The following is a 10,286-nucleotide window of genomic DNA, read 5'->3' as shown; positions in this document are numbered from 1 at the left end:
CTAGATCACAGGTTAAGGTTTTACTGAGAAGGATAAGGTCATGCGCCATCGTAAGAGTGGTCGTCAATTGAACCGCAACAGCAGCCATCGCCAAGCTATGTTCCGTAACATGGCAGGTTCTTTGGTTCGTCATGAAATCATCAAGACGACTCTGCCTAAAGCGAAAGAACTGCGTCGCGTCGTTGAGCCGCTGATTACTCTTGCCAAGACCGACAACGTAGCTAATCGTCGTCTGGCATTCGCCCGTACTCGTGATAACGAGATCGTGGCAAAACTGTTTAATGAACTGGGCCCGCGTTTTGCGAGCCGCGCAGGTGGTTACACTCGTATTCTGAAGTGTGGCTTCCGTGCAGGTGACAATGCACCGATGGCATACATCGAGCTTGTTGACCGCGCCGCTGAGTCTCAGACAGAAGTAGCAGCTGCAGAGTAATCTGTAGAAGCATAAAAAACCGGGATAATACCCGGTTTTTTATCGTCTTTTAATTCTTCCCGTCATTATTTCTTCTTATCTTCTCCATTGCTTTTTGATTTCTAGCTGGCAGTAAAACATCCGGCGATGATTTATTAATCTATTCTGGTAGTATTGATTTTATTTCCCTGTTTGATGAGAGGCTGCCATGTATCGTATTGGTCAATTGGCGAAGTTAGCGAATGTTACTCCTGATACTGTTCGTTTTTATGAAAAACAAGGATTGATGGATCATGAAGAAAGAACAGAAAGTGGTTATAGACTTTATACAAAACACGATTTACAGCGGCTACGCTTTATTCGCTATGCAAAGCAATTAGGTTTTACATTAGAGACAATTGTAGAGTTATTGTCTATCCGCGTTGATCCTGAACATCATACCTGCCAAGAATCTAAGAGAATTGTTGATACTAGATTACAGGAAATAGAAGAAAAATTATTAGAAATGCAAAAAATGCGCGACTCTTTAAAAATGTTAAGTGATGCTTGCTGCGGAAGCGCACATATCAGTACCTATTGTTCAATATTGGAGATATTAGAAGAAGGGGCAACGAAAAAGTGATTTTTCTTTATTCTTCTGTGCATTAAGAGTACTATTGATAAGCTATATTTATTCAAATAACTATATTTTGAGGTCATTATGACAACGTATCGGCATAAAAAAGGTGTTATTAAAGATAATGCTATAGAAGCTCTTCTGCATGATCCTTTGTTCAGGCAGCGAGTAGAAAAAAATAAAAAAGGTAAAGGAAGTTATAATCGTAAAGCAAAACATGGGAAAGGAAGTGGTTGGGAGGCCAATGATAATAATTTTTTCAAGTTATTATCATTGGCCTTCTAATTTTCTGAGTACAAATATTTCAGAATTGGTAGCCGTGTAAGTGATTTATAGAAAGAATGGGCTTGGTTGGAATAGCTTTTCAACTTCAGGAACAAATTTTTTATCTGTAATAAACATGATTACATGGTCGCCTTGTTGAATAATGCTGTAATCATTAGCAATGATGACTTCTTCTCCGCGGACAATGGCGCCAATGGTTGTTCCTGAGGGAAGTTTTATATCTCCTATTTTCCTCCCAACTACTTTGGAAGTATGTTCATCACCATGAGCAATCGCTTCAATAGCTTCAGCAACACCTCGCCTTAATGAAAATACGCTAACGATATCGGCTTTGCGGACATGCCCAAGTAAAGCAGATACTGTGGCCTGTTGGGGTGAGATGGCAATATCAATAACACCACCTTGGACTAAATCCACATATGCACTACGCTGGATTAGTACCATTGCTTTTTTGGCACCCATTCGTTTTGCAAGCATGGCTGACATGATATTAGCTTCATCATCGTTAGTTAATGCAATGAAAACATCGACTTGCTCAATATGTTCTTCTGCCAGTAGCTCCTGATCAGAAGCATCACCATAGAACACTATAGTATCGTGTAATAGCTCTGCAAGTTCAGTTGCTCTTTCCTGATTATGCTCAATAAGCTTAACGCTATAATCTTTTTCAAGGCGTAAGGCTAAACCTGCACCGACGTTTCCGCCGCCAACAATCATGATACGTTTGTATGGTTTTTCTAGACGCTGTAACTCGCTCATCACTGCTCTGATATGTTGTGATGCAGCAACAAAAAATACTTCATCGCCAGCTTCAATAACTGTAGAGCCTTGTGGCTTGATTGGACGGTCTTGTCGAAATATTGCGGCAACTTTGCTGTCAATATGCGGCATATGTTCGCGAAGAGAAGATAATGCATTCCCTACAAGTGAACCACCATAATAAGCTTTTACTGCAACAATACTGACTCTGCCTTCAGAAAAATTAACAACCTGTAAGGCACCGGGATATTGGATTAATTTGTAGATATAGTCGATAACTAACTGCTCTGGAGATATCAGATAATCGATAGGAATATCACCGGGCTTAAATAACTTTTCTGATTCCCTAATATATTCTGATGAACGGATCCGGGCGACTTTATTTGGTGTATTAAATAGAGAATAAGCGATCTGGCATGCGATCATGTTGGTTTCATCTGAATTTGTAACAGCAACTAACATATCAGCATCTTCTGCACCGGCTTCTCTTAAAACTCTGGGATGAGAACCATGCCCATTTACAACCCGCAGATCGAATTTGTCCTGTAACTGGCGTAAACGATCTGTATCGGTATCAACAACAGTAATGTCATTGTTTTCATCAACTAAGTTTTCAGCTAGTGTTCCACCAACTTGACCAGCACCCAGAATAATTATCTTCATAGCTACTCTCTTTATATGTTAGAAGTTGCAATTGTTTTGCTATTTTAGCAAAGTCATTACATTCTCTCGCCCGATAGAGCGAGAGAAAAGCTATTCTATTATTGCTTAGTCAATCGAGCATAAAAGAAGCCATCACCGCCTGTTATCTCTGGAGTAATTTGTATTCCTGGGGTCTCTTGTGTACCTGTTCCAGAGAGCTTGGCATCCGGATTGAGTTTTAAAAATGCTTTAATTTGCTCACTATTTTCATCAGGTAAAATTGAGCATGTGGCATAAACCAGAGTTCCACTTTTCTTTAAGAATGGCCAAATAGCATCAAGTATTTCCGCTTGAAGCGTCACTAACTGAGCGATGTCTTCATTTCTTCGTAACCATTTTATATCTGGATGGCGACGGATCACACCTGTTGCTGAACATGGCGCATCAAGAAGAATGCGATCAAACTGTTCTCCGTTAGTCCATTTGTGTGGGAAACGCCCATCACCCGTTTTAATGACAGCATTTAAATTAAGGCGCTGTAAGTTTTCTTCCACTCGCTTAATTCGTTGTTCATCAATATCAACGGCAAGTACTTTGGCGCTTGGTGCCATTTCAAGTATATGTGTTGTTTTGCCACCTGGTGCAGCACAAAGATCAAGTATTTCTTCTCCATCACATGGCATTAATAATTCAGCACAGCCTTGTGCAGAACGATCCTGAATGGTAACCCAGCCTTTATCAAACCCTGGCAGTATATTGACAGGACAAGGGGTTAATAGACGAATTGCGTTGGGATGATCTGTATCTAATTCTGCGGCTATATTGGCTTTTTGCAGCAAAGAGAGATATTGATTTGTAGAATGATGTATCTGATTGACGCGTAACCACATTGGTGGTTTTTGATTATTCGCATTGACAATATGTTGCCAATTGTGAGGATAAGCCTTTTGAATACGAGTTAACAGCCATTTGGGATGTAAGTGGTGACTGGCATCATTAGATTTTTCTACTAACTCTTCTTGTTGACGCTGAAATTGTCGAAGAACGCCATTAATGAGTCCTTTCAGTTGTGGACGTTTTAAACTGATTGTCCCATTAACTGTTTCTGCGATCGCTGCATGTGCAGGTATTCGTGTATAAGTAAGTTGATACATTCCGACCATGATCAAATAGTGGAAAATGCGTTGCTTACCTTTCAATGGTTTTGCCATTAATTGGGCTATAAGCCATTCCAGCTGAGGTAAAACTCTTATTACACCAAAACAGAGTTCCTGTAGGAGAGCTTTATCTTTATCTGATACTTTTTGTTGGAGTTCGGGTATAACAGTGCTGAGTGACTGTCCTTGCTCCAGCACTTGGCTAATCGCTTTTGCAGCGATGCTTCGCAGGTTATGTGTATTTTTCATGGCATGGTCAAAAGCTGAGTTTCATCAGCATAATAGTAGTAAAGCGAGAAGATGCCTGTATGCTGACACCATACAGGCAATGAATGTTAGTTGATTTTGTTACCCGGAGTGAACCATTCGCGCTTAGAATTTAATAAATCGGCAGCTGACATTGCTTTTTTGCCCGGGGGCTGCAATTGAGTAATATTCAATATCCCATCAATTGTAGCGACCTGAATACCCTTTTTATCCGAGTGGAGAATTGTGCCCGGGATTTGGTTAGATTTACCGTCAATAGCATGAGCCTCCCATACTTTAATGGGCTGTTCATCAATTAAGAAATAGCTTATTGGCCAAGGGTTGAATGCACGCACACAACGTTCGAGCTGAATTGCTGATAAATTCCAATCCATTCTTGCTTCATCTTTGCTGAGTTTTTCAGCATAAGTAGCAAGAATATTATTCTGACTTTCCGGTTGACTATCACCAGATGTTATTAGACTTAATGTATTAAGCAATGCATCGGAGCCGATATCGGCAAGTTTGTCATACAAGCTCGCAGTAGTATCTTCGTGTGTAATTGGGCAGGTTGCTTTTAACAGCATATCGCCTGTATCAAGGCCTGCGTCCATTTGCATGATTGTTACCCCTGTTTCTTTATCTCCAGCCCAGATAGCACGTTGAATTGGTGCAGCACCGCGCCAATGAGGTAATAAAGAACCATGAACATTGAGGCACCCCAACGGTGGAATATCTAATACAGCTTGGGGAAGGATCAAACCATATGCAACGACAACCATGATATCGGCTTGTTGCTCCATGACCCATTGCTGACTTTCTTCTGTACGTAATGTTATTGGCTGGAAAACAGGGACATGATGTTCTTCAGCCAATACTTTTACAGGACTTGGTGTCAGTTTTTTACCCCTTCCTGCCGGTTTATCAGGTTGAGTGAGTACACCGACAATTTTATGTTGAGATTTTAATAAAGCCGCCAAATGGTGAGCCGCGAAATCAGGGGTTCCGGCAAAAATGATACGTAAAGAATCAGACACTGTTATTTCCCGTAATGATAAATTTACTTAGCCTTGGCTCTTAATCGGTCAATTTTTTCGACTTTTTGGCGAATACGCTGTCGTTTTAACGGAGACAAGTAATCTACGAAGAGTTTACCGAGCAAGTGATCCATCTCATGTTGAATACAAATCGCCAACAGACCATCGGCTTCCAACTCAAATGGTTGACCGTGAAAATCCAGAGCTTTAATTTTGACTTGCTCGAATCGTGGCACAAATGCACGTTGTTCAGGAACTGATAAACAACCTTCTTCGATACCTGTTTCCCCTGACTCGGTTACTAGCTCTGGGTTAATGAGTACAAGTCTCTGGTCTCTATTCTCTGAAACGTCAATAACAACAATGCGTTGATGGATATCAACCTGAGTTGCTGCTAAGCCGATCCCTTCTTCTGCATACATCGTTTCGAACATATCATCGATGATACGCTGGATTTCTGCATCGACTTTTTCTACTGGCTTGGCAATTGTGCGAAGCCGCTCATCTGGATAATGTAATACTTGTAAAACTGACATATATGTTTAGAACTGCATCCAAAAAGTGAGTGATAATTAGCGTCTATTCTAGACATTTCCTGATTAGATTGACAGTATCGCCTACAAATTAATCATGTAAGCATGACAACATATTGAGTCAGGATGACGATAATGGAAATGATGGAAATATGGCTGAGAATGAAAATGGTATCTCACCTTTCAGTGACAAAAGCAGTGTCTATAATCGAGCACCTACTGCAGGTTAAAAATATTACTCATGCTGTGATGAAAGATTGTGGCTTATCACCTACACAGTGTATGCAGTTTTTAAAAGCAAATCCTTCTGTTTTGCTTTCCAGTCTTAATTGGTTGGAGCAATCAGGAAATCACTTATTAACCTTTTCTGATCCAGAATACCCTTCTTTGTTGAAACAAATTTATTCGCCTCCACTGATACTTTTTGTCTCTGGGAAAGTAAGCACATTATCTGAGAAACAAGTTGCAATAGTGGGTAGCCGGTCGGCAAGTTTTTATGGTGAAAAGTGGGGGAGAGTATTTGCTGGAGGGCTAGCGGAGAATGGGATAGTAATAACCAGTGGGTTAGCGGTTGGGATTGATGGTATCTGCCATCAGGCTGCTATTGATGCAGGAGGGCAAACCGTTGCGGTATTGGGGAGTGGACTTGAAAATATTTATCCTAATCGTCATCGAACTTTAGCCTGTTGCATTAAAGAAAATGGGGTTCTGGTTTCTGAGTTTTTCCCTGACACTCCACCTAAAGCTAAAAATTTTCCAAGACGAAACCGGATTATTAGTGGGTTAAGTTTAGCGATTCTGATTGTAGAAGCTCATCAAAATAGTGGTTCACTGATTACAGCACGCTGTGCACTTGAACAAGGACGGGATATTTTTGCATTACCCGGCCCACTAGGAAGGCCTTCGAGTGATGGTAATCACTGGTTGATCAAACAGGGAGCTTATTTAGCAACCAGTGTGATTGATATAATGGAACATATTAATGCTAATTTTCAATGGATTAATCTGGAAGAGGGCAATGATAAACAATTTGAGCAAACAGAGTTGCCATTTGCTGAGGTGCTGGTTAACGTAAGTGATGAAGTTACACCTGTTGATATAATTGCTCAGCGCTCTTCTCTTCCTATTACAGAAGTCATGACTCAATTATTGGAGCTTGAATTAATGGGAAAAGTGGCTGTTGTTGCTGGTGGTTATGTTCGGGTGAATTGAAAAATTGAATTTTCTCTTAACCTGAACTTTATGGTTTTCCAATAAATATCGTGATTAGTTTTCCGTGAGTAAGATATGCTTAAAAAAGTACCCTTTGCAGTAAAACAAACAGAATATTGCGCTGAATGTGGTGCTGAACTAGTGATCCGCAACGGGGCCCATGGTCCATTTTATGCTTGTTCCAATTATCCATCATGCTGTTATGTTCGGCCGTTAAAAATATCATCAGATGGACACGTTATTAAGGAACTGGAAGGGCAAATTTGTTCTCAGTGCGGTTCAACGTTGGTTTTACGGCAAGGACGGTACGGTATGTTTATTGGCTGTAGTAATTATCCAGAATGTAATCATATTGAGTTGATTGATAAACCTGATGACTCTTCAGTTAATTGTCCTCAGTGTCAGAAAGGTAAGTTGTTTCAACGTAAGTCACGATTTGGTAAAACATTTCACGCTTGTAATCGATATCCCGAATGCCAGTTCACACTGAATAATAAACCGGTACAAGGGGAATGTGAGCTTTGTCATTATCCCTTGTTGGTTGAAAAGAAAACCACACAGGGCATTAAACTATTTTGTGCTAGTAAATTGTGTAATAAGCAGCAATCCATTGAAACTGAGAAATAAAATGAGTAATGAAGCATCTCCTGCATTTGATTTAATTATTAAGGCCTTAAAAGAAGAAAAAGTCATTGCTTATCCTACGGAAGCTGTTTTTGGATTGGGTTGTGACCCTGACAGTGAAAAAGCGGTTAATAAATTATTATTGCTGAAAAATAGACCCAAGGAAAAAGGGTTAATCCTTATTGCTGATAGTTATGAGAGGTTATGTCCCTATATTGATGACAATCAGTTGGATAATGAGCAGAAAAAGACAATCTTCTCTTGTTGGCCGGGACCGGTGACATGGGTTATCCCAGCCAAATCTGTGACACCAAAGTGGTTGACGGGAAAATTCTCAACACTGGCAGTCCGAGTTACTGATCATCCTTTGGTCAGAGAATTATGTGCCCTTTATGGAAAACCTCTCGTATCAACCAGTGCAAATTTAAGTGGGCTGGAACCATGTAGGAGTTCAGAAGAAGTTCGTCGACAATTTGGCAACGATTTTCCTGTGCTGGAGGGGGAAGTGGGTGGACGTAAGAATCCATCAGAAATCAGGGATGCTTTGACAGGTAAACTATATCGGCAAGGGTAAGGAATAATGGATAAATTCGCGGTTTTTGGTAATCCGATTGCACATAGTAAATCTCCTTATATTCATCAATTATTTGCCAAACAAACGGGTATTGAACACCAATATGGGAGAATACTTGCTCCGTTAGAACATTTTGAACAAACATTGGAGCAATTTTTTGAACAAGGTGGTTTAGGTGCGAATATTACCGTTCCCTTTAAGGAACGAGCTTATGAGTGTGCACATCAGTTGAGTGAGCGAGCTAAACACTGTGGTGCAATCAACACATTCAAGCTAATTGAAAATAACAAGCTTCTGGGTGATAACACTGATGGGATTGGGTTATTAGCAGATTTGCAGCGGCTTAACTTCATTAGCAAAGGGCAGCATATCCTGATTATTGGGGCTGGTGGAGCAGCAAAAGGAGTTATATCTCCTTTATTAGACTTTGGATGTTCGGTGACTATTACTAACCGTACTTTTGCACGTGCGCAAGGGATAGCGAATATGTTTTCCACATTTGGTCATATTCAGGCAGTTGAAATGAAATCTCTTCTGAATCCAGATTTTGATCTTATTATTAATGCAACCGCTTCTGGTCTTGATGGAAGTGTACCTGAAATATATCCGTCAGTTTTCCGTAATAGTGGTGCTTGTTATGATATGTTCTATCAAAAAGGATTAACGCCTTTCCTTAATTTTGCCCAGCAAAGTGGAGCCTCATTTTTGGCTGATGGATTAGGGATGCTAGTGGGACAAGCAGCGCATTCCTTTGAACTTTGGCATGGTATCTTACCAAAAGTGGAACCTGTTTTGGCTGCTTTAAGAGAAGAATTACACCTATGAATCAAGCAATTCAATTTCCTGACCGTGAAGAATGGAATGAGAAGGAAAACAAAGTTATATTTCCTGCTATGGTCAATGGCCTACTGGTGCAATGTCTGATCAGTGCTGATGAATTAATTCGACGTTATGGTAATGATTTTCATCCAATTGAACTATTTCACCAGTATCGTTGGGATTTAGAAGAAGAGTTTGAAGAAATCATCCTACGTGGGCAGGATGATCAATTTGGATGTTATTCTATATTGTCTGATATATCTGCTAAGTAATCATCTTTCCAGCGAGCGTAGTTATTAGCAGAATAAAGCAGCCCTTCTAATTCTTCATGTTTGAGTTTTCGCACTTGTTTGACTGGGCTGCCTATATACAGATATCCACTTTTTAATATTTTTTTTGGTGGGACAAGACTACCGGCCCCAATAATGACATTGTCTTCAATGATAGAGCCATCAAGCAGAATTGAACCCATCCCAACAAGTACTCGGTTTCCTATCGTACAACCATGTAACATTGTTTTGTGACCGACAGTGACTTCCTCACCTATGATTAGCGGGAAGCCATCAGGATTATCAGATGATTTATGAGTTACATGTAGAATAGAACCGTCCTGTATATTGGTACGAGTTCCAATAGAAACATAATTGACGTCACCACGGATGACGACTAACGGCCAGATACTTACATTATCTGCCAATCTGACATCTCCAATCACAATAGAAGTAGGGTCTAGCATGACTCGTTGACCAATTTGAGGCCGCAAGTTTAAATATTTACGTAAAACGGTAGACATAAAAACCTCAATAACAGTAAGAGAGGATAATATTGCGTGAAATGTTATTGAGGAAAAGATCACCACGCAATGGTAAATTTGCATTAATTTCATCCTGATTGAGTGGTTTTTATATTGAAAAGCGCAAAAAGCGTCCAATTGAAAATAAAATTGCAAAAAAGAGTTGTCAGTGCCGAAAAACTCCCTATAATGCGCCACCACTGACCGACGCTGAGCTGAACACAGCCGCGCAGGCCAGCGGCACGAAAGCGAAAATAATCGCTTGACTCCGGAGGCAAAAAGCGTAAGATACGCAGCCTCGCAACACGGAACAAAAGATTCGGTTGCCATGCTCTTTAACAAATTAATCAGACAATCTGTGTGGGCACTCGCAAGACACTATCGACAGCCGAAAGGCAAAAAAAGATTAAAGTCTTGAAGAGTGACTGAACAGTTAATTCATTACGAACTAACAGTAACGATTCTTTGAGCATCAAACACTTTTAATTGAAGAGTTTGATCATGGCTCAGATTGAACGCTGGCGGCAGGCCTAACACATGCAAGTCGAGCGGTAACAGGAAGCAGCTTGCTGCTTTG

At 40.4% G+C, this 10,286-nt stretch carries 13 protein-coding genes and 1 rRNA gene; 9 read left to right on the top strand and 5 right to left on the bottom strand.

The genetic code is table 11. The annotated features are described in order from the left end of the window. Positions 1-40: 40 nt before the first annotated feature. The 3 genes from rplQ to AACS92_RS15820 all read left to right on the top strand — a co-directional run bounded on the left by rplQ (position 41) and on the right by AACS92_RS15820 (position 1,313). Positions 41-433, top strand: a complete 393-nt coding sequence (gene rplQ, locus AACS92_RS15830; protein WP_099111739.1) for a 50S ribosomal protein L17 — start codon at positions 41-43, stop codon at positions 431-433. 187 nt (positions 434-620) lie between these two features. After that, positions 621-1,034 carry a Zn(2+)-responsive transcriptional regulator gene (zntR, locus tag AACS92_RS15825; protein WP_099111738.1) on the top strand — a complete coding sequence of 138 codons (414 nt, stop codon included), beginning with the start codon at positions 621-623 and terminating at the stop codon, positions 1,032-1,034. A 78-nt stretch (positions 1,035-1,112) separates the two neighbouring features. Then, positions 1,113-1,313: an alternative ribosome-rescue factor A gene (locus tag AACS92_RS15820; protein WP_099111737.1), complete on the top strand. Its 201-nt coding sequence runs from the start codon at positions 1,113-1,115 to the stop codon at positions 1,311-1,313. A gap of 45 nt (positions 1,314-1,358) precedes the next feature. Here the strand turns inward: AACS92_RS15820 and trkA are convergent, their stop codons facing one another. From trkA to def, 4 genes are all read right to left on the bottom strand, one after another. Then, positions 1,359-2,735, bottom strand: a complete 1,377-nt coding sequence (gene trkA / locus AACS92_RS15815; protein ID WP_099111736.1) for a Trk system potassium transporter TrkA — start codon at positions 2,733-2,735, stop codon at positions 1,359-1,361. A 98-nt stretch (positions 2,736-2,833) separates the two neighbouring features. Beyond that, the gene (gene rsmB / locus AACS92_RS15810; protein ID WP_099111735.1) at positions 2,834-4,120 is read right to left on the bottom strand and encodes a 16S rRNA (cytosine(967)-C(5))-methyltransferase RsmB; all 1,287 of its coding nucleotides are present in this window, start codon (positions 4,118-4,120) and stop codon (positions 2,834-2,836) included. A gap of 86 nt (positions 4,121-4,206) precedes the next feature. Beyond that, entirely contained in the window at positions 4,207-5,154 is a 948-nt protein-coding gene (gene fmt / locus AACS92_RS15805) for a methionyl-tRNA formyltransferase (protein ID WP_099111734.1), read from the bottom strand. A 23-nt stretch (positions 5,155-5,177) separates the two neighbouring features. Continuing rightward, the gene (gene def, locus AACS92_RS15800) at positions 5,178-5,690 is read right to left on the bottom strand and encodes a peptide deformylase (protein ID WP_099111733.1); all 513 of its coding nucleotides are present in this window, start codon (positions 5,688-5,690) and stop codon (positions 5,178-5,180) included. A 132-nt stretch (positions 5,691-5,822) separates the two neighbouring features. Here def and dprA point away from each other — a divergent pair, with 132 nt between their 5' ends. The 5 genes from dprA (at position 5,823) to AACS92_RS15775 (ending at position 9,188) form a co-directional block, all read left to right on the top strand. Continuing rightward, complete coding sequence (gene dprA, locus AACS92_RS15795; RefSeq protein ID WP_099111732.1) at positions 5,823-6,899, top strand: DNA-protecting protein DprA; 1,077 nt, start codon at positions 5,823-5,825, stop codon at positions 6,897-6,899. A 75-nt stretch (positions 6,900-6,974) separates the two neighbouring features. Beyond that, the gene (locus tag AACS92_RS15790) at positions 6,975-7,526 is read left to right on the top strand and encodes a DNA topoisomerase family protein (protein WP_099111731.1); all 552 of its coding nucleotides are present in this window, start codon (positions 6,975-6,977) and stop codon (positions 7,524-7,526) included. Position 7,527: 1 nt separating this feature from the next. Further along, positions 7,528-8,097: an L-threonylcarbamoyladenylate synthase type 1 TsaC gene (gene tsaC, locus AACS92_RS15785; protein WP_099111730.1), complete on the top strand. Its 570-nt coding sequence runs from the start codon at positions 7,528-7,530 to the stop codon at positions 8,095-8,097. A 6-nt stretch (positions 8,098-8,103) separates the two neighbouring features. After that, positions 8,104-8,922, top strand: a complete 819-nt coding sequence (aroE, locus tag AACS92_RS15780) for a shikimate dehydrogenase (protein ID WP_099111729.1) — start codon at positions 8,104-8,106, stop codon at positions 8,920-8,922. Further along, positions 8,919-9,188 carry a DUF1488 family protein gene (locus AACS92_RS15775; protein WP_099111728.1) on the top strand — a complete coding sequence of 90 codons (270 nt, stop codon included), beginning with the start codon at positions 8,919-8,921 and terminating at the stop codon, positions 9,186-9,188. The genes aroE and AACS92_RS15775 overlap by 4 nt, the downstream gene beginning before the upstream one ends. Here the strand turns inward: AACS92_RS15775 and AACS92_RS15770 are convergent. Then, a complete protein-coding gene (locus AACS92_RS15770) occupies positions 9,155-9,709 on the bottom strand; it encodes a gamma carbonic anhydrase family protein (protein ID WP_099111727.1) in 555 nt (184 codons plus the stop codon). The genes AACS92_RS15775 and AACS92_RS15770 overlap by 34 nt on opposite strands. Before the next feature lie 483 nt (positions 9,710-10,192). On the opposite strand from AACS92_RS15770, the gene AACS92_RS15765 reads away from it, so the two are divergent. Then, positions 10,193-10,286, top strand: a 16S ribosomal RNA gene (locus AACS92_RS15765); the annotation flags it as partial.

Origin of the sequence: Xenorhabdus sp. KJ12.1 (assembly GCF_963876495.1) — a bacterium.
Lineage (GTDB): Bacteria > Pseudomonadota > Gammaproteobacteria > Enterobacterales > Enterobacteriaceae > Xenorhabdus > Xenorhabdus stockiae.
The sequence above is the reverse complement of the archived record's forward strand: the minus strand, read 5'-3'. Positions and strand labels throughout refer to the sequence as shown.

What these genes read in the sequence shown, in the direction of transcription:
- rplQ (WP_099111739.1), top strand. Translation starts at nt 41, where the DNA reads ATGCGCCATCGTAAGAGTGGTCGTCAATTGAACCGCAACAGCAGCCAT.
- zntR (WP_099111738.1), top strand. Translation starts at nt 621, where the DNA reads ATGTATCGTATTGGTCAATTGGCGAAGTTAGCGAATGTTACTCCTGAT.
- AACS92_RS15820 (WP_099111737.1), top strand. Translation starts at nt 1,113, where the DNA reads ATGACAACGTATCGGCATAAAAAAGGTGTTATTAAAGATAATGCTATA.
- trkA (WP_099111736.1), bottom strand. Translation starts at nt 2,735, where the DNA reads ATGAAGATAATTATTCTGGGTGCTGGTCAAGTTGGTGGAACACTAGCT.
- rsmB (WP_099111735.1), bottom strand. Translation starts at nt 4,120, where the DNA reads ATGAAAAATACACATAACCTGCGAAGCATCGCTGCAAAAGCGATTAGC.
- def (WP_099111733.1), bottom strand. Translation starts at nt 5,690, where the DNA reads ATGTCAGTTTTACAAGTATTACATTATCCAGATGAGCGGCTTCGCACA.
- dprA (WP_099111732.1), top strand. Translation starts at nt 5,823, where the DNA reads ATGGAAATGATGGAAATATGGCTGAGAATGAAAATGGTATCTCACCTT.
- AACS92_RS15790 (WP_099111731.1), top strand. Translation starts at nt 6,975, where the DNA reads ATGCTTAAAAAAGTACCCTTTGCAGTAAAACAAACAGAATATTGCGCT.
- tsaC (WP_099111730.1), top strand. Translation starts at nt 7,528, where the DNA reads ATGAGTAATGAAGCATCTCCTGCATTTGATTTAATTATTAAGGCCTTA.
- aroE (WP_099111729.1), top strand. Translation starts at nt 8,104, where the DNA reads ATGGATAAATTCGCGGTTTTTGGTAATCCGATTGCACATAGTAAATCT.
- AACS92_RS15775 (WP_099111728.1), top strand. Translation starts at nt 8,919, where the DNA reads ATGAATCAAGCAATTCAATTTCCTGACCGTGAAGAATGGAATGAGAAG.
- AACS92_RS15770 (WP_099111727.1), bottom strand. Translation starts at nt 9,709, where the DNA reads ATGTCTACCGTTTTACGTAAATATTTAAACTTGCGGCCTCAAATTGGT.